Annotated in this window: 16 protein-coding genes; 6 read left to right on the top strand and 10 right to left on the bottom strand. The window is 44.6% G+C overall.

The features are described from left to right. Positions 1-24: 24 nt before the first annotated feature. The 5 genes from thrC to NST58_RS04850 form a co-directional block, all read right to left on the bottom strand. Entirely contained in the window at positions 25-1,416 is a 1,392-nt protein-coding gene (gene thrC / locus NST58_RS04870; protein WP_339246531.1) for a threonine synthase, read from the bottom strand. A 261-nt stretch (positions 1,417-1,677) separates the two neighbouring features. Next, a complete protein-coding gene (locus tag NST58_RS04865) occupies positions 1,678-2,181 on the bottom strand; it encodes a CYTH domain-containing protein (RefSeq protein WP_036680734.1) in 504 nt (167 codons plus the stop codon). A gap of 1,120 nt (positions 2,182-3,301) precedes the next feature. Continuing rightward, positions 3,302-4,267, bottom strand: coding sequence for an alpha/beta hydrolase (locus NST58_RS04860; protein WP_076194460.1), 966 nt, complete (start codon positions 4,265-4,267; stop codon positions 3,302-3,304). 324 nt (positions 4,268-4,591) lie between these two features. Further along, positions 4,592-6,745: an alpha-galactosidase gene (locus tag NST58_RS04855; RefSeq protein ID WP_339246528.1), complete on the bottom strand. Its 2,154-nt coding sequence runs from the start codon at positions 6,743-6,745 to the stop codon at positions 4,592-4,594. 25 nt (positions 6,746-6,770) lie between these two features. Then, complete coding sequence (locus NST58_RS04850; RefSeq protein ID WP_339246525.1) at positions 6,771-9,323, bottom strand: glycoside hydrolase family 2 protein; 2,553 nt, start codon at positions 9,321-9,323, stop codon at positions 6,771-6,773. A 312-nt stretch (positions 9,324-9,635) separates the two neighbouring features. Here NST58_RS04850 and NST58_RS04845 point away from each other — a divergent pair, with 312 nt between their 5' ends. From NST58_RS04845 to NST58_RS04820, 6 genes are all read left to right on the top strand, one after another. After that, positions 9,636-10,982 (top strand): extracellular solute-binding protein, encoded by a 1,347-nt coding sequence (locus tag NST58_RS04845; protein ID WP_076130663.1) that lies wholly within the window; start codon positions 9,636-9,638, stop codon positions 10,980-10,982. A 107-nt stretch (positions 10,983-11,089) separates the two neighbouring features. After that, a complete protein-coding gene (locus tag NST58_RS04840; RefSeq protein WP_076105422.1) occupies positions 11,090-11,983 on the top strand; it encodes a sugar ABC transporter permease in 894 nt (297 codons plus the stop codon). A 2-nt stretch (positions 11,984-11,985) separates the two neighbouring features. Then, entirely contained in the window at positions 11,986-12,819 is an 834-nt protein-coding gene (locus tag NST58_RS04835) for a carbohydrate ABC transporter permease (protein ID WP_076130664.1), read from the top strand. Positions 12,820-12,854: 35 nt separating this feature from the next. Continuing rightward, positions 12,855-14,687, top strand: a complete 1,833-nt coding sequence (locus NST58_RS04830) for a sensor histidine kinase (RefSeq protein ID WP_339246522.1) — start codon at positions 12,855-12,857, stop codon at positions 14,685-14,687. A gap of 17 nt (positions 14,688-14,704) precedes the next feature. After that, the gene (locus NST58_RS04825) at positions 14,705-16,204 is read left to right on the top strand and encodes a response regulator (protein WP_076187430.1); all 1,500 of its coding nucleotides are present in this window, start codon (positions 14,705-14,707) and stop codon (positions 16,202-16,204) included. Beyond that, positions 16,176-16,955, top strand: a complete 780-nt coding sequence (locus tag NST58_RS04820) for a fused MFS/spermidine synthase (protein WP_081394104.1) — start codon at positions 16,176-16,178, stop codon at positions 16,953-16,955. Before NST58_RS04825 ends, NST58_RS04820 begins: the two co-directional genes overlap by 29 nt. 87 nt (positions 16,956-17,042) lie before the next feature. Here NST58_RS04820 and NST58_RS04815 read toward each other — a convergent pair whose 3' ends face one another. The 5 genes from NST58_RS04815 to NST58_RS04795 all read right to left on the bottom strand — a co-directional run bounded on the left by NST58_RS04815 (position 17,043) and on the right by NST58_RS04795 (position 22,585). Continuing rightward, the gene (locus NST58_RS04815) at positions 17,043-17,930 is read right to left on the bottom strand and encodes a sugar phosphate isomerase/epimerase family protein (RefSeq protein ID WP_076310568.1); all 888 of its coding nucleotides are present in this window, start codon (positions 17,928-17,930) and stop codon (positions 17,043-17,045) included. A 36-nt stretch (positions 17,931-17,966) separates the two neighbouring features. Further along, positions 17,967-18,989: a LacI family DNA-binding transcriptional regulator gene (locus NST58_RS04810; protein WP_036686912.1), complete on the bottom strand. Its 1,023-nt coding sequence runs from the start codon at positions 18,987-18,989 to the stop codon at positions 17,967-17,969. Positions 18,990-19,057: 68 nt separating this feature from the next. Then, entirely contained in the window at positions 19,058-20,635 is a 1,578-nt protein-coding gene (locus NST58_RS04805) for a DUF3502 domain-containing protein (protein WP_076105428.1), read from the bottom strand. Between the two features lie 80 nt (positions 20,636-20,715). Further along, a complete protein-coding gene (locus tag NST58_RS04800) occupies positions 20,716-21,612 on the bottom strand; it encodes a carbohydrate ABC transporter permease (RefSeq protein ID WP_076105429.1) in 897 nt (298 codons plus the stop codon). Between the two features lie 28 nt (positions 21,613-21,640). After that, complete coding sequence (locus NST58_RS04795) at positions 21,641-22,585, bottom strand: ABC transporter permease subunit (RefSeq protein ID WP_305953532.1); 945 nt, start codon at positions 22,583-22,585, stop codon at positions 21,641-21,643. Positions 22,586-22,900: the final 315 nt, after the last annotated feature.

The raw sequence follows: 22,900 nt of genomic DNA, 5'->3' as shown, positions 1-22,900 counted from the left end.
TGTGAAGTAGAACAGTATATGATATTACAATCCGTAAAAAGCTTGCAGCTGACGCACGATTTCATCCTTGTCATGATCCACTACGGTTTGATGTTGTGGCATCTCGAACAATGCTTTAATCTGTGCCGGGAATTCCTGCTTAATATCGATCAAAGTAATTGCCTCATCGAACTTAGCTGGATGTGCAGTCGCAAAGGTAATGCCAATCTCATCTGGGCCATTAAAGGCTTCGTAAGCCGCGATTCCACATGCTGTATGTGGATCAAGCAGGTAGCCGTATTCTTTTTGATACTTAGCGATCGTATTCAAGCATTGATCATTCTTTACACCCAGCGCTGCAAAATCCTTCTGCACCTGCTGAAGCGCCTCGCCTTCAACCGTAATCTTGCCTTCGGTTTGCAGCTTAGACATATACGCGGATAAATTCTCAGAATCCTCGCCTACCAGATAATACAGATACCGTTCGAAATTACTTGCCACTTGGATGTCCATCGAAGGGCTGTAAGTGCTTGTGAAATTACCTGGTTTGTATTCGCCAGTATTCACGAAACGCTCCAAAATATTATTTTCATTCGTAGCAATGATCAGCTTGTTAATAGGAAGCCCCATTTGCTTAGCCAAATAGCCCGAGAAAATATTACCGAAGTTACCGGAAGGCACGCTGATATTAATCTTCTTCTCGTTGCTGCCATCGACATGCAGATATGCATAAAAATAATAAACAGTCTGCGCCAGAATCCGCACAAAGTTAATGGAATTGATTGCACGCAGATGATACCGACCTTTAAAGTCCAGATCTGCGAACAGATCCTTAATCACCTTCTGGCAATCATCAAAGTTACCATGAACAGACAAATTCAATACATTGCTATCGTCCACCGTAGTCATCTGCAACTCCTGCACTTTACTTACCTTACCATGTGGATGGAGAATACAGATCTTGATGCCTTCTTTGCCGCGTACACCTTGAATGGCCGCCGCTCCAGTATCCCCAGAGGTTGCACCGAGGATGTGGATGATTTTGTTTTGTTTTTTGGAAATATATGAATACAGCTCACCCATAAATTGCAGCGCTACATCCTTGAAAGCAAAAGTAGGCCCATGGAACAATTCAAGGACATATAAAGAATCATCCACTTGGTGTATAGGTGTTACTTCAGGTGTGCGGAAATTGGCATAACTGGTGTTGACCATTTCCTGCAAATCCTCGTAAGGAATCTCATCATTGGTGTAATAGGCAACAATCTTCAGGAACAACTCCTGATAGCTAAGACTTCTCCACTCTTCCAACGTTGCTGCTGAAACCACTGGAATCTCGGATGGAACCATCAGCCCACCGTCGTCCGCAAGACCCATCAACACCGTATCAATAAAACCTTTAGGTTCCACATTACCTCTTGTGCTTATAAACTTCATGCTCATCCTCCTGAACCCCTCGTTAATATATGACAAGAATATATGACAAGAATATATGATAAGAAGAAACAATGTTGTCGTCCTATATAGAAGACAACTGTTTCTCGCAGAAATATAAGGCTATTATAGTTGCACCACTTATAAATTCTTATAATTAACTATAAGTTTCACCCTAAACGTTATCCTTAAGCTAGCTAGGGATGATAAAGCTATTTCTGCTTGTTTTCCCTATATACTACCACGTTTACGCGCTAAAGTCCGTTAATTCTTTGTCTTATTTTGCAGCTCTCTCCAGACCGTTTTGTTGCTGTACTGCCGTTCTGTACTAACATCTTTACCGAACCATTCCGGCTCTTTAAAGCTTTCCGCTTCCTCCAGAGATTCAAATTCAACCTCCAATACGGACAATTTCAGCTGGGAATATACGTCGATCTCAACCGTTGTGCCATTCCACACCGCTGTAATTCGCTCTTTGACCAAAGCTACCGCATTTACCGCTTCGATCATCTGATTATATAAACCCTCTGAGATAAAATATTCGATCTCTTCGCGTTTGATCCCTTTGCCATCCTTAAACGTATGCGTGTAGGTTACCTCACCTGAGTCCAGATCCGTAATTTTACGCACGCGAAGCTCTTGACCACCATCTATCGCCAGATATGTCTGATCGATATTATGACGGGTAACAATCTTCAATTCTCCCTTTTGAATCAGCTGCTCCGGAAATTCCGGCAGCAGAAACTTGCGTTCGATCTCCAAAGCCATGATGTTTCGCTCCTCTTCGTGTCATATATTTTTATATTAATAATCATCATAGGGGTGTGACAAACCCAAGTCAATGTGGATTATAGGGAAATAGGACATGCTCTAGCTTAAAAAAGGCTACCGTGGTGTTCATTGTGGGATTTATGGAGGTTGTGGAAAGATAGGGCTCACCGTAGATTACTGGAAACTACGGATAATTAGCGAGTCAGCCGGCGATCATTGGAAAGTACCATTCGATGAGTTGCTCCGTGTGCCACTGGTGAGGCTCCCCCATTCGATGAGTTGGTCACGCTCCACTGGTCGTACTCACCCATTCGATTAGTTGGTTACTCGCCACTGGTCGTACTTACCCATTTACTTACGGACCGTATAGCCACTATTTGCGAAAAAAACGCATATTTGAGATGGTATCGGACTCAGGTGCAGCTATTTACTCCAAAACACCCCATCCGGTCGCGATATTAGCCAATAACGTCGCTGGGGTCCGAAAGTAACCTCAATTGCCTCTTTTCTAGCAAATAAGGACTCCTGAGTCCGATCCGAAGCAGGGTACCTAGGAACCTAGCAGCAACCAAGGGAACTCTCCATCATATGTATTCGGCGCCTTCTCATTCTTATCCCCGACCAGACCATAATGATTGGAGCATCGTTAACTGGGGGAACCCCATCATACTCCCTCATACTTCCTCATACTTTCTCATACTTTCTCATACCACCCCTACTCCCTATTTACTTACGGACCGCACAGACGCTATTTGCGAAAAAACCGCATATTTGAGATGGTATCGGACTCAGGTGCAGCTATTTACTCCAAAACACCCCCATACGGTCGCGATATTAGCCAATAACGTCGCTGGGGTCCGAAAGTAGCCTCAATTGCCTCTTTTCTAGCAAATAAGGACTCCTGAGTCCGATCCGAAGCAGGGTACCTAGGAACCTAGCAGCAACCAAGGGAACTCTCCATCATATGTATTCGGCGCCTTCTCATTCTTATCCCAGACCAGACCATAATGATTGGAGCATCGTTAACTGGTGGCACTCCCCCATATCTTACAGAATAATAAAAACCCGAACGAAAATCAGAGGAAATCCTGAAATCCGGTCGGCTCGACGGCAGCACTTATTTTATTTCTTTCATAAATGCCTGAAAGTCTTTTACGATTTCTTTTGCTTTAGTGCGATATAAATAATGTCCCTCTTCAAACTTCACTATTTTTCCATGCACAGAGTCCTTGATTTGCTTTTCATGCTCTGGTATCCATCTATCCGTTGCTGGTTGATTCGCTTGTATAAAGAAAATAAGAGGAAGATTTTTAGGAAATGTTAAGCTTTCAGCTGATTTAAAATTAGAATACATCATTCCAGCTTCATTTAATTGGGTGGGATTAAATATGTTTTTGCGATTGATCAGTCTCATTTGTTCTTTTGTTTTATCATCAAATGGTAGTTCAGCAATTGGGTCAGCACTAAATTTCATTTGCAATCTGATTAAACCGGATTTTTTGAGCAGATTTATAGCTCTTAATTCCGAAGCTTCGATCTTCCTCTCGCTTATCGATGGAACACTACTATCAAGCCCGACAAATGCACTCACTTCATTTTCATACTTGTTAACATAATCTAGTCCATATATCCCTGAAATAGAGTGGCCCATTAGAATATAACGGTCAATATTAAGAGCCTGTAAAGCTTCATGAATTTCACTTACAATATTCTCTGTGCTGCGCTCCTTTTTGGTCAGATCACTTAATCCATACCCAAAAGGCTCAATCATGACAACTTTGTAAAACGGCGACAGTTCATCTATTAATGCTTTAAAATCAAGAGCTGGCGCTGCTGTGCCATAACCCGGTAGTAGCACGACTGTTTCTTCACCTTTTCCTTGAATATAAACATTCATGTTTTTCCCATCTACGGGTACTAACTGACCATAGGGTTCTATTTTATTTTGTTCCGATTTATTGCTGATTAAATTAACTGTGTAGACAATAGCGAGAAAAAGCACGATTGCGATGATTATTGCTCCTACTACTTTAAGTAGTATGTTTAGTATTTTACTTGTTCTCGTGCCCGCCTTCATTTTCATTCTTTCTTTTATTTCCACTCGTATCTTCTCCTGTCATCAGCTGTGTTTTGGACTACCATAACTAACTGCTAAGCTAAGATTAACCAATGAAGATGTACTCTCTATGACCTCAATATGAACGGAATATGAACATGCAAAAAAGCTATAGCGTCATGCACAAGGGTAGCTGCACAGGATGCCATAACAGGAGAAATATATGTGTGGAGGTGGATACGATCAAGGCTGCCTTGCCATCCGCAGCTTCAGCTGATTCAAATTCATCTTTGAACAAAAAAAGCAAACCACGAGCTAGGCTCATGGCTTGCTGATGACTTGCAATAAACTCTATTCCTGCACCTTCAATTTATAACATCCGCTAACAAAATCCTGCTGGATATCCGGCAGAGCCAGTCCAGCCTGCATTAGCCGATCACCACCGTAAACCTCACCACTTGCCTCCAGAATGTAATCCAGCTGCGGATTTAAACCATTCAGCTTCAGGCTACGGCGGGGCGGGTGCGGCACAGCCATTACCCGGAAGTAATAAACTAATGCCTCTCGCTGATCATCGGACACGAACATCCATGCTGTCTCATTGCCCTCAAACGGGCTTTGCAGCCGGTACAGATTACCTTGCTGCACAAGACTGCGGATTTGTTTATAGTTCGCAACCTGCTCCTTCACAAGTTCCTTCTCTTCGTCTGTAAACTTCGTAAGATCCAGCTCATAACCGAAATTACCGGACATAGCTACATCTCCACGAAAAGACAGCGGGGTGATCCGTCCTACCTGATGATTCGGCACGGCAGACACATGCGCGCCTATCGAACTAACCGGATACACCAGACTTGTTCCATACTGAATCTTCAGTCGTTCCACAGCATCGGTATCGTCACTGGTCCAGGTCTGCGGCATGTAATGCAGCATGCCTGGGTCGAAGCGGCCACCACCACTACAGCAGCTCTCGAACAGGATATGCGGAAACTCTGAAGTTATTCGCTCCAATAGCTCATACAGACCAAGCACATAACGATGAGCGGTTTCCCCTTGGCGTTCAGAAGGTAACTCTGCAGAGCCAATCTCCGTTAAACAACGGTTCATATCCCATTTCACATAACTAATGGGCACGGTCGAGAAAATCCGGGACAGTGACTCATAAATGTACTGACGTACATCCTCCCGAGTATAGTCCAGCACCAATTGCCAGCGGGCTTCGCTACGGCGGCGTCCCGGCACATGCAGACACCAGTCGGGATGCTTACGATAGAGCTCGCTGTCTGGCGAGATCATCTCCGGCTCGAACCAGAGGCCAAACTGCAAGCCTAGATTGTTCACACGCTGCGCCACATCAGATAATCCGCCAGGAAGCTTGCGCAGATCCTCTACCCAGTCTCCGAGAGAGGAGTTATCTGCGTCTCTTTTGCCAAACCAGCCGTCGTCCAGCACGAATAGCTCTATTCCGAGTTTCGCTCCTTCCGCCGCAATCGACTCCAATTTATCCGCATCGAAGTTGAAATAGGTGGCTTCCCAATTGTTGACGAGAATGGGCCGTTCCTTATCTCTATATAACCCTCTGCATAAACGGGTCCGGTACAAGCGATGATAGGTTCTCGACATTTCCCCGATCCCCTCGGAAGAATACACCATCACTACTTCTGGGGTCTGGAATTGTTCGCCTGGCTCCAGCAGCCAGGCGAAATCAAAAGAATTCAGCCCCATCGTAAACCGGGTCATCCCGAAGGAATCGACCTCTGCCTCAGCTTCAAAGCCTCCACTATATACAAGACTGAAGCCGTAGGCCTCTCCATGATTTTCATCCGTTTCAGGTTTCACCAGCGCTGCAAATGGATTTAACTGGTGGCTGCTCATCCCTCTGCGGCTCCCAATGGTCGTACCCCCTTGCACCAGACGTCTACGGGTCAGATTACCTTCCCTTGACCAAGCTCCTGCCAAATAGATCATATCCATATCGCCAGACGAGAAATCGACACTAGCACTCAGTGCACGCTGCAATCGCAGCTGTGTTTCCCCCGCATTGGTGAACTCCACAGAGCGGGTGATTACGTTGGTATGTTCAAAAACCGTATAGCGCAAAATAACACTCAGCTTGGCGTAATCATCCTTAAGTGTAAGCTCCAACGTCTGTGCTTCTTGCGCAGACTCAACATATACAGATGGCAGACCCGGCAGTGAGGGTTTACCCTCAACTACCCGGTACCCGCTGTATTTCAGCTCTGTAATACGAGTGCCGTCTTCGAGCCTAACTTGATAAGCAGGTGTTCTGAAATCTCCCGTGCCGTATTGGGGATATTCCTGCGGGAGCCGGTCGAGACCCCTATTTCCTCCCAGATTCAACAGCCCTTCCAAATTGCTGCCACTACGCAGCTTCTTGCCCCAATACACATGTGCCGGATAATCATTAACAAGCTGAAGAATATAACTCATCCCTGCGCTCTGTAAATGGAATAATCCCTTATCTTCCTGAACTAAAATCCCCATGTGCCAGTCCTTCTCTCCTTAGGATTTACAGCAAATCTTCGCTCACAAAATCAACCATCGATTGAACCTTTAGCCCTTTAGGTGCGGCAGGAATCCAGTCTCTTCCATCGTTCCCGCGTTGTGAGAACTCTATCGTCTTGGTCTGACCTGGGAGAAGGTCAAAATAATTGTCAGAGAATATTCCTTCCTCTTCCGAAGTCAGGTATACACCTCTAGCCAATACATCACTGGTCACGGTGAAGCTTAATCCACCGCTCTCTGGAGTTTCCAGCACGGTAATTACTGAGCGCTGCAATGGAATTTCTTTTTCCGGAGTAAAATAATGCAGCTTGTGATCTATCACCTGGCCATCCGCCTGCAAGCAAATTCCAAGCAATACATCACCCACCCCTTGACCTTCTAGCAGCTCTGCCACAGGAGACGAGAATACGATAGCAGCAGAATCAGCTCCCAGCTCAACGGGATGTGCCCACTCTCGCAGCACCGAACCGTTAAACTGATACAAAGTAAGCACCAACTCAGCGCTCACTGCTGTTCTTAAATCAGATACGACATGAATGTCTACCTTCTCACGGTCTGTACCGTCGATAGACAACAGAACATCTTTGAAGCTTGAACGCACGGTATATTGCAGGGCTTTCCAGCGCCCGTTATAATCCATGCCCGCCCAAGAAGCCACCGGCCAGCAATCATTCATCTGCCAGTATAAAGTGCCCATACAATAAGGTTTATTTCTTCTGTGGCTTTCAATCGCGATTCGGATCGCTTCGGCCTGCAGGATTTGACTCATATATAAAAAGGCTTTGAAGTCCTTTGGCTGCGGCAGATACATATCCATATATTCTTTGATCAGCAGATTACCGCGACCATTCTTCTGATGCGCCAGCATCACCTCTGAGGTAAGCTCCAAATCCTGCTCTTCTGCATAGCTCATTACCGTTTTTAGTTCCGGGAACGACTGGAAGCCATATTCACTCATGAAGCGGCCAACCTTTGTATTATAGTTCTCAAAAGGCTCGATCCCGTGCCACACGCCCCAGTAATGCACATCCCCTTCGCCCACAATCCGTGTCGCATGCTGATTAATATCACCAGTCAGCTCCCGCAGCGGCGAAGACGGCCAGTAGTCCACTCCCGGATGGAACGCGGCTACAGCCTCCGGCAGAATACGGTGGAAGATTTTAATATAATCGGCCCACATTGTCGTTCTTTGCTCAGCGCCGAGTTTTTCTTTCCAGCCCCAGCCCATATTTTCCTCGAACTGTGACCAGGCCGAATCAATCTCGTTGTTGCCACACCATAAGGCGATGCAGGGATGATTGCGCAATCTTTTGACGTTGTATTCGGCTTCTTTTTTCACATTTTCAAGGAACGCCTCGTCTCCGGGATACATACTGCAAGCGAACATAAAGTCCTGCCAGACCAGCAGTCCGTATTCATCACAGAGCTGATAAAAAATATCTTCTTCATATATACCGCCACCCCAAACGCGCAGCATATTCATATTCGATTCTACTGCCGTGGCAATTTCATGCCGATACCGCTCCTCGGTTACTTCTGTGGTGAAGCTGTCATTTGGAATATGATTGGCACCTTTGGCGAAGACGGAAACTCCATTCAGCGCAAAAGAAAACGAAGCTCCTTTGACATCACGCTCCCGAATCAATTCAATACTGCGGAGTCCGGTTTTTACACTTTTGCTAACCTCTACTTCCGCATCTTGTATCAATTCTGCCTGGAATGTATATAAATGAGGCTCTCCGAACCCTCTGCACCACCAGAGCTGTGGCTCGGATATAACAATATTCATCACTAATTGCTGCTTGCCTTCTTCTAAAGTAACCGCTTGCATCCACTCCAAACCATCGGCACTTATTCGCAGCATTCCCCGCCAAGCAGCAGGAGCATCCACTTCTACAATTGCGGTCAGGCGAGCTTCTTCCTTAGCAATCACATTTTGACGGATATAGAGGTCTGTAATTTGAACGGTGTCACGTCCCACCAGAGCTGCCGCACGCCATATTCCACTGGTCAAGAAACGCGGGCCCCAATCCCAGCCGTAATGATAAGGTGCTTTGCGCGCAAAAATACTAATCCGTTGTTCATCTAATCCCCCAAGCTCGGATTGATCATTCGAGGCAGGCAGCGCGTAACCCAGCTTCGCTAATTTCGGTAAATCTTCCTTAACCACAGAGCGGAACTTCACCCGTATATTATTTTCTCCAGTCTTTAACTGATCTTTGACATCCACTTTCCATGCCAGAAACATATTATCAGCAGCGAGCACATGTACATTATTCACGTACACATCTGCATAAGTATCCAGTCCCTCAAAAACTAGCTCCGTACAAGCAAGCTCCTGCCACTCTTCCCCCAACTGCAACGAGGTTTGATATTCCCAGTCCTTCTTATCGATCCACTGTAGATCATGTTCATTTGTTCCATAAAAGGGGTCTGAAATCTTCCCGTTCTTTAGTAAATCCGTATGGACTGTACCTGGCACAGTCGCCGGAAGCCACTCCTCATCACCACAGCCTCTAAATTCCCACTTCGCAAGATCCATATGCAAATGTTTCATAATACCTCCTAAAAGTTTTGTAAGCATAGACTTCTCTGAATGACTTCGCGCAAAACTCGCTTCGGAAGCAGATGCCTAAAGTTTTGTAAGCATAGACTTCTCAAAAATAGCATAAGACTTCAATTAATTCATTGAACCCTTTTGATATTCTTTGTATTTTGTTATCTGATTGTTAGGTACATGCTAATTATAAACGCAGAAACAAAACAAATAAAGACAATAAATAATAATACAATACATTTATTAACGGCTCCGATAAAGCTATAATGTTCATGTAAACGCTAACAATAAAAACGAAAAGGGGATTAAACTATGAGAAATAAGTTATTTTCGTTATCCTTTGTTATGATTATGGTCTTATCTTCAACACTTGCTGGTTGTGGTTCGAATAATGACAACACCACGAATAACGGTGCTGCCGCAACTGAAAAGCCCGCAGCAACTAACGCAGAGAATACCGGCGGTGACACGAATGCAACTGCCGAACCTGCAGCAGGAGCTGATATCAGCGGCAAAATCACCTTCCTAACTAACAGAACAGACATGATCGGCAAAGAATATGACGAATATTTAAAGCGCTTTAATGAAAAATACCCGAACATTAAAGTCGAATTCGAAGCTTCCCAAACCGACTATAACCAACAGGCTAAAGTCAGAATGGCCAGCGGCGAGCTTCCAGACGTTATGTTTATTCCTTCCATCCCTAACTCCGACCTGCCAAAATATTTTGCTTCACTGGATGATCTCGGCTTGAACGATCAGATCACCTTTAAAGACTTCAAATCCTTTGATGGTAAGCTTTACGGAATTACTACAGGGAACTCTACTTCCGGTATTGTTTATAACAAAACAGCATTCACTGATGCCGGCATCACCGAAACGCCTAAGACTTGGGATGAATTCCTGGCTGCCTGCGAGAAGCTGAAAGCAAAAGGTGTTATTCCAATGTCCTCTAACTTTAAAGACAAATGGCCACTTGGTACTTGGGCTTATGACACACCACGCTTAATTGAAGGCAATCCTGATTTTCCAAATGCTAAGCTGAACTCTGAAACACCATTCACTATGGACAACGGTTATGGCAAAGCCTTCAGCCTACTTAGAGAGCTCAATGAAAAAGGCTATCTGGAAAAAGACATCAACTCCACCAACTGGGAGCAATCGAAAAAGGACATCGCTTCCGGCAAATTCGCTATGTACTATCTTGGCAACTGGGTTATTAACCAAGTTATCGGAGCAGGCGCTTCTTCAGACAATGTTGGCTTCTTCCCATTCCCTTATGACAATTCGGGTAAACCATCTGCTACCCTTAGCCCTGACTTCTTCTATGCCGTTGCCAAAAACAGCAAAAATTTAGAGGCAGCTAAAGCCTTCGTAAAATGGATGATTGAGGATTCAGGTTATGAGGATTTCGCCGGCTTTATCTCTCCATTAAAAGGCAAGGAATCCAATCTGACTCAGCTGAAAGAATTCCAAGCTACCGGAGTAGAACTGGTAGAAGGAACTGTTGACGATGCAAAGGTTACAGAAATCGGCAACAAGGCACAGCTGGATCTCCCTGCTGTTGTACAGGAATTTGTACTTGCCAAAGATCCACAAACCGTATTAGACAAGTGGAATAAAGCTTGGGCTAAAGCCAAGAAGGACCTCGGTTATTAATTTGAGCTTTTGATTCGAAGTACACTACGGAGCAAAATGGATTATTGCTTTTACGGATAATCCATTTTGCCTTTCCATACCACGTTTTTATGAAAGAAGGGCTAGCGATGTTCGGAACACTTTCCTATAACAAACAGAAGACGATTATCATTGTATCCTTCCTCACGATTCCTTTGTTGCTGCTCGCAACATTCACGTATTATCCGGCACTCAAGCTGATTTATTACAGCTTTACGAACTGGGATGGCTATAGCCCTGAGAAGCCTTGGGTCGGTCTCGATAATTACCGCGAAGTCTTCTCCAACCCCGATATTTTCAAGGTATTTACCCATAACTTTGCTTATTTCGCGATGGGAATTCTCCAGAATATCGTCGCTATTTATTTTGCGATTGTGCTCAATAGTAAGTTAAAAGGAAAAAATGCATTTCGAATCTTACTGTTCCTCCCTTACATTATGAACGGTGTCGCCGTCGCCTTTATGTTTGGTTATGTCTTTGACACCACCAATGGCTCTCTGAATATGTTCCTGAATAGCATTGGTCTTACCGGACTAGGACAGACCAGTTGGCTTGGAACAGAAGGACTGGTTAACTATTCTCTGGCGTCCACAGGATTTTGGCGTTTCATGGGTTATAACATGGTAATCTACATCGCCTCCTTACAGGCCATTCCAAACGATATCTATGAGGCCTCAAAGATCGATGGTGCCGGACCTTTTCAAACACTTTGGAGAATTACTTTACCGAATATGAAGCCAGTCATCCAGCTTAACTTATTTCTTACCGTCACAGGGGCACTGGAAGTATTCGATCTCCCCTTCGTGTTGACCAAGGGCGGCCCCGCAGGCGCCAGCGAAACATACGTACAAAAAGTTGTAGATACTGCATTTGCTTACAATAATTACGGCCTCGCTTCTGCCATGAGTATTATTTTGCTTTTCTTTGTCGTCATCGTACTGTTAGTACAGCAACTAGTTCTAAGCCGGGGAGGGGACAAATAGATATGACATACTCCAAATTTCGCTTCACAGATGTTATTAAATACTTCTCGCTGCTTATCGGCGTATTTGTTGTACTCTTTCCTCCGTATGTGGTCATCGTCAATGCCTTTAAATCCACTGACGAATTTAACAGCAGCAGCTCCATGGCACTGCCAAAAAGCTTTTTGAATTTCGATAATTTCACTGCCGTTTTCCAGCGTGGGGGTCTACTTAACGGATTTGGTAATGTGTTAATCATTATAGCTATTACTTTAATTCTGAACATTCTGTTCGGCACTATGGTAGCATTTGTATTGGGACGCTTCTCTTTCAAATTGAAACCCGTAGTCTTTGGTGCATATCTAGTAGCCACCATTATTCCTAGTATCACGACACAAGTAGCGACTTTTGGTATCATCAAAAGCATGGGGCTTTACAATACACTTGGCGCCCCGATCGTGCTTTATATTGGAGCGGATGTAATTCAAATTATTTTATATCTGCAATTTATCCGTAATATTCCCGTGGATCTCGATGAAAGTGCGATGGTAGAAGGTGCCTCTCTGTTCAGAATCTATCGGTCGATTATTTTCCCTTTACTTACGCCAGCTACGGCTACTTTGATTATTCTGAAAACCATTAGCATTTACAATGACATGTACATCCCTTACCTCTACATGCCGAAACAAAGCCTTGGTGTAGTTACGACGATCCTAATGCGTTTTCAAGGGGTCAATTCGGGGGAATGGAATTTAATCTGTGCGGCTATTCTGCTTATCCTGCTGCCAACAGTAATTCTATATTTCTTCCTGCAGCGTTACATCTTTGAAGGCGTAACCAGTGGAGCGGTCAAATAAGGTAGGTAGCTTATTACAGGAAAGGAACAACGCAAATGCTATCATACATCCGGTTAACTTTACGCAAAATGTGGTTGTTCCTTGCCAATCTACCGATGGAGCGCAAGCTGATCGTTATCTTTGTCTTTCTGATCTCTCTGCCGATCACTTATGTAAGTTATCTATCGTCCCGCTCCATGTTCAACTCGGTTCTTGTGAATGCGACTGACGGTGCGGGTCAAATGACATCGAATGCTTCAGATACCATCGACCGATATATTGCCGACCTCAAAAGATATACAGCCCTGCCGCTGTATAACACCGATGTGCAAGTCTACCTGACACAGCAAAATACCGACTGGGAAAAAAATACGGGCATGGCGATGTTCCTTAGCTATTTGAATCATACTAAGGAAGAGATCATTGCCGTGTATTTGGTGGATCAGTACGGTTCTGTCTTTTATGATAAAGACGCTGGAATTAATGAACTGTATCCAGAGGAACGATTAGCCAAATGGAGAATCATGAGTGAAGATGCCGGAGCAGCGCCTGTCATTCAGGGCAGACATACGATCCGCACCAACTCGAATGTCCATAAAGAGGTCTTTAGTGTTCTGCGTACGATTAACTCTGTAAGCACATTGCAGAATATAGGAATTCTCGTTTTCGATGTAGACATCAATCTGTTTAAGGGCATTATCGATCCCGTAAATGCAGTTACGCAAGGAAACACGTTCATTGTAGATAACAATGGAGATCTGATTTATGCCAGTGAAGATTCCGCGGTTCCGAATCTGGCTGCCGATACACAAACTCTGAATACAAAGCTGTTGCTGCAGCAAGTAAATCAGCAGCAGGATCATTTTCAAATAGACTTGAATGGCCAGTCTTATCTTGCAGTGTATACCGTCTCGAAACAGACCGGGTGGACCACTATGGTTACGATTCCTTTAACACGTATCCTGTCCCCTGTACAAAAGAATCGTAATACGCTTATCTTGACCACACTGATTATCATTGCTTTTGCACTTTTTGTTGCGACTATAATTTCCCATGCCCTGACCAAACCCCTTAAATCCTTGGTCCGCTTAATGAAACGGGTGCAGCATGGTAATCTGGATGTCTGGCAGCATTCCAAATATAATGATGAGATTGGGATGCTGGGCAGTCATTTTAATCGGATGATCATAAGGATCAAAGATCTGTTACAAGAAGTGTCCATCACGGAGAAACGGAAGCAAAAGGCTGATATGCGGGCGCTTCAAAACCAGATTAATCCCCATTTTATTTATAATACGCTGGAATCCATCCGCATGCTCGCAGAGAGCAATGATGATCCACGTGTGGCGAAGCTAACCTATTTACTTGGGCTTCAAATGCGTTACAGCATTGTCCGAAACGAAGAGGCTGTTACAATTAGACAAGAGCTGGATCATGTGAGAAATTATTATCAGCTGCTGGAAATCCGATTCCCAGACAAGTTCAGACTTAACATCGACGTGCCGGACGAATTCCTTCATCTTCCTGTTATTAAGCTTGTCTTTCAACCGATCGTAGAAAATGCTGTCTTTCACGGTCTGGATCAAAAGGTAGGACCGGGCACCTTGAGCATCACCGCATGGAGCGAGCATGGAGATGCCGTATTCTGTGTAGAAGATGATGGGATCGGTATGGATGAAGCCACCCTTCGTTCCTTAAACAATAGTCTGCAGACTGGAACGGACAATGAAAGGTTCGGGATTGGACTACGAAATGTAAATGAAAGAATTCGCCTGCATTACGGCAGTTCGTTTGGTCTGCTTGTTGAGAGTGAGCTTGGAATCGGCACTCGTGTTACCCTGCGCATTGCGGATATTAACGCTAAATTCAGTGAAGATGAATTTATTTAGGAGAGGGGCTGCTCAGATTGCTGCGTATTGCGATTGTGGATGATGAGATCTTAATCCGCGAAGGACTGGCACGAATGATCAGTAAAGAAAGCGCCGAATTTCTGGTCATCGGCACCTACTCCGACGGAAAACATCTATTAGATAAGTTAAGCACACTTCAACTTGATGTTGTGATTACAGATATTCGTATGCCGCAAATCAATGGCTTGGAGCTGATTAAACAGTTAAAAGCCACCCATCCGCAGATCTACTCTATTCTAATGAGTGGATTTGTTGAATTTAATTATGCCCGAGAAGCCATCCGCAGCTCAGCTGTAGACTATTTATTAAAACCAATTAATAAAGAGCAGCTGTTCGAGCTGCTTTATCGGCTAGACAAAGAACGGCAGCTCGCGCGCGACAAGGAAGAACGCCACCGTTCCGGGCTTTTATTGACAGTCTTACATATCGAAGAGCCCTCTTCCCCTCTCCTATTATCCAGCCTTACCTTGCCCCAGCCTTATTTCTCGGTCTTTGTCCTCAAAGGGAGCGCCAGAGAAACCGTCTGCTCCTGCGCAGACAGTCTGCGGCAAGAGAAGGCGTTGAGCTTCGACAGCTTGGAGATTCAAAAAGGACTCTACGTCTGGATTGTATATTCTGCTGAGCCGCTGTCAGACAACGATTTAAAAGATATCGGTGACATTATGCGGATATCTGCACACGGAAAGATCCTACATGTAGGTACCAGCGGTTGTTATAATGAGGTATCCAAGCTTAGACAGGCATACCTAGATGCTAAACAAGCCTGCAACATGGGCATATATAATCCGGAGCCTGTACATTACGCGAATATTCAGAACATTCAACAGCCGGAGATGAACCTCCTGGATCACTTTAATACAATTAGAGAACCGCTGATCCATAATCTGCAGATTCTGAATGTGACAGGCATCTTAGAATGGATTCATGACCTGTTCTCAGTGCTGAAAGCACAACAAGCCGGTCCTGACCAAATTCTCCGGGTCTGTCGATGGGTTGAAGAAACTGCACAAAAGGAACTGCAAGAATTCGAGGCCCGCAATAAAAGTGCTCCCGACCTCAGGTTGGATGACAGAATTGCGTCCAGCATGAGCTTTTGCGACATTGAGGAGATGTTTACCGCTCATTTCACAAACATTCTGACCGAAATCAGAACCCATCGTCTGGAGATGTCCGGCACAGCCATAGAAACCATAAAACGCTGGATATCCGCTAACTATAATCAGCATGCGGATCTGAACACTTTGGCAAATATGGTTTTTTTGACTCCAAGCTATTTAAGCAAGCTGTTCAAGCAAGAGACCGGACTTACACTGACGGACTACATCACGGAAATTCGGCTGCGCAAAGCCAAACATCTGCTCAAGAATGCTCCCGACCTGAAGGTTCACGAGATTGGGGCAGAGGTTGGATATGGCGATCCTGCCTACTTCAACAAGCTTTTTAAACGTGTTGTCGGGGTTACACCCAATGAATATAAACGAATTAGTATTGTATAAGGAGATCGATCACTTGCATTCAGAGCTTCAAAGAAATAGCGAAAATCATGAAATAACCGTCTACGATACAACAGAACTATATGGTGAAAAAGGCTCCTTCCGTGTTATGCAGTTCTCGAATCATGCCACTCAAGGTGCGATGGATCTTAATGACCCGCAACGAGTTCTCTTTGAATATCCGCGGGCCATCATTCACTTCATGGAGTTCAACCTCCCTTCTTTTGAGGATGTTTTTCTTATTGGGCATGGAATTGGAACAATTGCCGGACATTTTCCGGAGAAAAGATTTAAAGTAGCCGAGCTAGACAAACAAGTAGTCGAATTAAGCCGCCGCTGTTTTGGATATAGTCAAGATAACGTAGTGATCGGTGACGGACGTCAGATCCTTGAAGGCGAAGACCCGCAGGTATATGATTACATCATTTTGGATGCCTTTACTGCCGCTGGTACACCAAGGCATTTGATCTCCCGTGAATTTTTCAGTATTACCCGTTCGAAGTTGAACACAAGCGGATATATTCTCATGAATCTAATGGGAAAAGGTGAACATGACCCGCTGATCAACGCGATTTATACAACGCTTGCCGAAGAGTACGCCTATATCAAAGCCTTTTCCCTGCCTTCAGAAGGGGCCGCCGATATCCAAAATATCATTATGGTTGGCGGCAGCACCCCTATCCGCTTTCAAGCCCGCCATTTGGCTGGCTTCAAAGAAATACAGCTGGGACAAGGATATCTGATTCAGGATTAAATCAGGATTAACTATAAAAAATGACCTCATCCTCCACTTCACTGTGGATTTCGAGGTCATTTTTGGGTTGTTTTCATACGGCACCATTTAAACCGGATTAGGCACAAAGCTGCCACCACGGCAATATTTCAAGTAATTCAATGCATGCACCTGGCCGGTCATTTCCAGCTCATCACGATACACTGGATCATGCCAGCCTTCGATATCAATCGTACCTTTATAACCCGCTTGGCGCAGGATGGTGATTACATCTACCCAATTGGTATCCCCGAAGCCAGGGGTCCGGTCCCATACATAAGGTTTGGGGCCATGAATACCGTATTCCTTGACGATGTCCCAAGCGATGGTCGCATCCTTGCCATGCACATGGAATACTTTATCCATCCATTTGCGCAGCTGCGGAAGCGGATCAATCAATGCGATCATCTGGTGGCAAGGCTCCCATTCCAATCCCAGATTATCCGCCGGAACGGCATTGAACATCTTCTCCCAGGCCGAGGGATTGTGAGCGATGTTCCACTCTCCGCTCTGCCAGTTTCCGCCCATAGCGCAATTCTCAAAAGCAATCCGCAGGCCACGATCTGCCGCTCTCTTCGCCAATTCTCCGAACACCTCTGTAAACTTCGGGATGGACTCATCAATGGACAAACCTGGCAATCGACCGGTGAACCCGCCTATAATATCTGTGCCAAATAAATGTGCATGATCAATCAGCCGCTCCCAGCTGGCCAATGTGTCGGCATTGTCGCCGCTGCCATTCAGCGGATTGCCATAGATGCCCACAGAAGAGATGACAAAATCATGTTCAGCAGCTAACTCCCTCAGTCGTGCAGCCGTTTCTATCAAATCGGTTTCGCCGGTGGTCTGCCAAAAGTTCAGATTAAATGATTCAAATCCATGCCCCACAATTTGTGGAATGACCTTAACGGCTTCTCCACCACGTACAATCGTACCTATTCTCAGTGTATCTTGCATTTCGGTTCCACTCCAATAAAGGTTTATAGTGTGATCTTAACGAGGTTTAATCATCTTGCAGGAACCACGCTTGAGCAATACCGCATCATAGACAATATGCTGATGGTTTGAACGTCCGGAAATGAGATCAAACAGAACACCTACACTGGATAAGGCCATTTCCGTACCCGGCTGGCTGATTGTATCAAGAGAAGGATGATAATATTCAGCCATCTCGATCCCGTCAAAGCCAATGATCGAAATATCATCAGGGATAGATAACCCCGCGGTAAGCACCGCTTTGGCAGCACCGATGGCAATCGTGTCGGAAGCGGCAAATATAGCTGTAATTCCCTTATTCTTGTTGAGCAGTCTCCGCGCAGCATTAAATCCCGAGCTGGGACTGTATTCACAATCCTCAACCAACCCTGAATCATAGGGCAGACCCTGCTCTTCGAGTGCTTTTTTGTAGCCTAAATACCGCCGGTTGCCCGTGGTTTCATCCAATAATGGAGACTTGGCTAAAAAGCCGATATTCGTATGACCTAATGAGATCAAATAATTGGTAGCCTTATAGGCTTCCTTCGTTTCATTGATAATAACGCTGGAAAAAATAAGCGGGTTCACCTCCTGCGTTGAGGTGATCGTTGTCAGCACAAACGGAACCGTCAGTTGTTTGAACTTCTCTTCAGAATGATCATAGGTTCCACCCATGAAGATAATCCCACACAGATTCTTCTCCTTCACCAGTTGAATTGCAGCATTGATTTCATCGGTCCCATCCTCTACTTGCTGGATAAGAAACGGGTAGCCCCGCAGATTGACCTGCCGTTCAATTTCTCTGATCATATTAGAGAAAAAAGGATTGGTAATCCCCTTGACCATAAGTGCAATGTTCTTAGATTGTGTAGTTTTCAAATTCCGCGCGTTGGAATTGGGAATATAATTGTATTCCTTAACCACACTCATCACTTTCTCACGTGTAGACTTGCTCACCGGTCCCTTGTTATTGATTACCCTGGAGACCGTCGAGATGCCCACACCGGAAATCCGCGCGATATCCTTGATATTTACATCCACTTTACTCCCCCATTTATGGGTAAAGGAGCTATATCGAATTATAGCTCCCTTACACCCCTTAACTTTCTTTAGTTGACAGGAACAAACGCAGCCAATTGCTTCTCTACTTCGGCAATGACCTTGTCAACTCCTGCTTTTTTCAGCTGATCGCGGTACTCTGCAACAGCTGCTTTTGGATCTTTGCTTGTTTTACCAAGCATCAATTGAATACCGAGCTGTGAATTCACGTTGGAAATCGAAGCAATTTCAGTTGTAACATTGGTTGGATCAAAGCTGAAGCCATTGTAAGGATCATCGATAGCCACTTTATCCCATTCTGCGAATAAGGAGTTACGGATTGGGTTTTCTGTATCCGTAGGAACTACGAATTTGTCATTACGAAGTGACCAAGCAGCGAAACCTCCGCCGTCCGTTTTATCGTTGAAGCCTGCAGGCTGCTTTTTAACACCATTTTCCATAACATATTGTTTGCCTTCAATACCGTTTTGGATGAGGTTGTAGTAGCTTTCATCGGTCATGAACTTCTCGATCACCATCAGAGCGCGCTCTGGATTAGCTGAGTTCGTGCTGATTACAGTCGAGTTGTCAACGCCCATCTTACGTTTGATCTTCTTATTAGCTTCCGCAAAAGTAAAGAAGTAAGGATCTGATTCCGGTTGTGCCTTCAAATCCGCACCGTATTGGCCGATCCAGTCCTGAGCATGAGTCAAATAACCTGCGGAGTTAGCTGCTCTGAAGTTATCCTTGCTGCCTAGGGTCGCAGACAGCACATCTTTACTCCAGTAACCCTTATCCGCCCATTCACGCATCTTCACAGCCCAATCTTCAAATTCCTGAGTGAAGGCTGGATGGAAGACGGTCTTGTAGTCCTCTGGACTTTTGGTCACAAGATTCAGCTCATTCAAAGATATACCAGGAGCGTTAAGCCACATCCCTGTAGTATCTACGAGCATTCTGAACATATTGGCTGCATCTTCTGCCTTGCCGTTAATTGGTGGGAAGGACTCATTAGCAACCACATTATCCATGTATTTAACCATATCATCAATGGAAGTGATTTTGTCCATTCCATATTTCTTCAGCAAGTCAGAACGATAGGCATAACCGGCAGGTGTGTATTCGCTATAAAGACTTGGTACACCATAAATTTTGCCTTTGTATTTTGTATTCTCCCACACACTTTCCGGGATTTCCGCTTTTAGCTTAGGAGCAACTTTATCCAGCATATCTGTAAGGTCCACTAGAGCGCCTTCACTAGCCAATGTGAAATAAGACACCGGAGCTCCGGGAGATGCATGCGACATATCAAATTCTTCGCCTGAAGCAAATAGCAGCGGGTACTTAGTAGCGATATCCGGCCAGTCAATATACTTCACTTCAATCGTAGCGTTTAGATCAGCCTTGAGCTTCTTGTTAATCTCAGCGAGGATTTCTTTATTTTTAACTCCTTCGCTGCCCCACAGGTAGTACACCAGCTTAGCTTCCTTGGAAGTATCCACTCCGCCTGCATTGGCTGAAGCCTCTGGAGCTTTCGTGGCTGCCGGATCATTACTCGGCTCATTGTTGTTCTTGGATGTGCAGGCTGTCAGTGCTCCAGTAAGCATGAGGACAGCAATTAAAGAAGACGCGATCTTTTTACCTTTCATTTAGGTAAGCCTCCCTTTTCTCTTCTATTTATGAAACTTTCATTTATAATAAACGCTCTTCGAAAAGAAGATTGCGTCCATTAACCCTTTACAGCCCCGATGGTGAGGCCTGTTACGAAATAACGCTGTACAAATGGATACAGGAGAATAATCGGTCCAGTGGCCAGCACAGCTGTAGCCATCTTGATGGATTGCGTCGGAAGATCAGCAGTATTGATGACCGCTCCCGAGTTGATTAACGCTCCTAAGTTCGTCTGATTGACCATTCGCTGCAAAAAGTATTGGAGCGGATATTTCGTCGGACTGTCAATATACAACATCCCGTTATACCACTCATTCCAAAAGCCTAGTGCTGAGAAAAGCCCAATAGTAGCCAAGGATGGAACCGCCAGCGGAATAAATATCCGCCAATAGATGCGAAAGTCGCCAGCACCGTCAATGGTAGCGGATTCATATAAGGAATCCGGAATCGCCTTCATGAAATTACGCATCAGGAAGATGGACCATGCACCAACTACACCCGGAAGAATCATGGCGAATAAGCTGTCCTTCATATGCAGGTGCTTAACCATCAGGATGTATGTCGGAATCAAGCCGCCACTGAATAGTGTTGTAAAGTAAATCAAGAAGGAAAAGAAGTTGCGGTACTTGAAATCCTTACGGTTGAGCACGAATCCGGCCATCGACATCATAAACAGTCCGAGTACCGTACCCACTACGGTGATGAAGATAGTTACCTGATAAGCATTCACCAGCTGAGTAGAGTTGTTGAATAGCATCTCGTAAGCCTTAAAGGAAAATGCCTTCGGCAGCAGCTTGTAGCCTTCACGAACAATTTCCTGCTCGTTCATGAACGATGAGGAGATCATCAACGCGAAGGGAAATAAACAGAATAGCGCAAAGATAGCGATACAGATATAACTGACTGCTTTTATGAGAATGCTTCCGGAATCCTGTTTGATTGTACTCTTTTCCATATTTATCACCCCTGTTTCGTGTCTAGTCTTAGAACAAAGCGCTGTCCGGTTCTACCTTGCGTACAATAAAGTTAACTACAAGCACCAGGATCAGACCGAATAAGGATTGGTAGAAGCCCACTGCGGCACCCATAGAGAAGTTGAATTGTCCCACCAGTGAACGGAAGACATAGGTATCGATGATATCTGTCTGCGGATACAGTACAGAGTTCGTACCGATCAGATTATAGAAAAGGTCAAAGGATCCCTTGAGAATTCCACCCATACCGAACAGTAGAAGCAGAATAAAGGTTGGCTTCAGAATCGGCAAGGTCATATAACGGATTCGCTGCCAGGTAGTCGCTCCATCCATATAAGCAGCCTCGTACAGATCATGATTAATCCCTGTGATCGTTGCCAGATAAACAATCATTCCATATCCGGTACCCGCCCAGATCTTGAAAGCCACAATAATATATTTCCAGATGCCCGGATCGGAATAGAACTCGTAACGGTCTAGCCCCATTCCAGTTAACATCGTATTGATAAACCCGGAATTGAAATTGAATATATTGTAGGCAAACACACCGACGATAACCATGGAGATGAAATTCGGTAACAGGATAACGGATTGTGATATTTTTTTGAACCACTTGCCTGAGATCTCAGACAACATAATGGCAAATACTATTTGAATGATATTACCTAAAGCCAGGAAGACGATATTATAGAGCAGCGTATTCTTGGTAATATTCCATAGATCCCCATTTTGAACCAGAAACTCAAAGTTCTTAAGGCCGATAAAGTTACTTCCAAAAATCCCCTTATTGAGCTTGTAATCTACAAATGCGACGTAAGCTCCAGGCATTACAGCATAGTGAAAGATAACGAAATATACGATTACAGGCAGCAACATTAGAAAAAGAACTTTGTTCTTAATGACTTCCCGAACAATGTTTCCACCCACAAGCTTCAGTCTCGCCAAAGTGCCCACCTCCAATTTGAAAGATGCATTCAGTCACATGCATAAATTACCTTCCTTTCTTGTCCAGCAGCCAGAATAAAAACAGTTTGCCCAACCTTCATAAAAAAGTGTATCGAGCGATGTAGAAACGTTTCCAGTGTTTCTGTAAAACTCTCTGTGTGAGAAGCATACTCCCAAAATGTATGCGCTGTCAATTCATTTTATTTTTGAATTACAAGTACTAAAGTTACATATTTCACGTAAAAAAATATAAATTAGCTGTTTTTCTAAAGGCGATTGACTTTTTTTGGTGTTCAGACTAATATCGAGGTGTATCGTTTGTGG

The organism is Paenibacillus sp. FSL R10-2796 (assembly GCF_037965315.1).
Taxonomy (GTDB): Bacteria; Bacillota; Bacilli; order Paenibacillales; family Paenibacillaceae; genus Paenibacillus_AQ; species Paenibacillus_AQ odorifer.
Note: the sequence above shows the minus strand (reverse complement) of the source record. Positions and strands in the feature narration are given on the sequence as shown.

Coding starts and splice junctions, on each gene's coding strand:
- NST58_RS04830 (WP_339246522.1), top strand. CDS start 12,855: ATGCTATCATACATCCGGTTAACTTTACGCAAAATGTGGTTGTTCCTT.
- NST58_RS04840 (WP_076105422.1), top strand. CDS start 11,090: ATGTTCGGAACACTTTCCTATAACAAACAGAAGACGATTATCATTGTA.
- NST58_RS04845 (WP_076130663.1), top strand. CDS start 9,636: ATGAGAAATAAGTTATTTTCGTTATCCTTTGTTATGATTATGGTCTTA.
- NST58_RS04820 (WP_081394104.1), top strand. CDS start 16,176: ATGAATATAAACGAATTAGTATTGTATAAGGAGATCGATCACTTGCAT.
- thrC (WP_339246531.1), bottom strand. CDS start 1,416: ATGAAGTTTATAAGCACAAGAGGTAATGTGGAACCTAAAGGTTTTATT.
- NST58_RS04805 (WP_076105428.1), bottom strand. CDS start 20,635: ATGAAAGGTAAAAAGATCGCGTCTTCTTTAATTGCTGTCCTCATGCTT.
- NST58_RS04800 (WP_076105429.1), bottom strand. CDS start 21,612: ATGGAAAAGAGTACAATCAAACAGGATTCCGGAAGCATTCTCATAAAA.
- NST58_RS04835 (WP_076130664.1), top strand. CDS start 11,986: ATGACATACTCCAAATTTCGCTTCACAGATGTTATTAAATACTTCTCG.
- NST58_RS04855 (WP_339246528.1), bottom strand. CDS start 6,745: ATGGGGATTTTAGTTCAGGAAGATAAGGGATTATTCCATTTACAGAGC.
- NST58_RS04860 (WP_076194460.1), bottom strand. CDS start 4,267: ATGAAAATGAAGGCGGGCACGAGAACAAGTAAAATACTAAACATACTA.
- NST58_RS04850 (WP_339246525.1), bottom strand. CDS start 9,323: ATGAAACATTTGCATATGGATCTTGCGAAGTGGGAATTTAGAGGCTGT.
- NST58_RS04815 (WP_076310568.1), bottom strand. CDS start 17,930: ATGCAAGATACACTGAGAATAGGTACGATTGTACGTGGTGGAGAAGCC.
- NST58_RS04865 (WP_036680734.1), bottom strand. CDS start 2,181: ATGGCTTTGGAGATCGAACGCAAGTTTCTGCTGCCGGAATTTCCGGAG.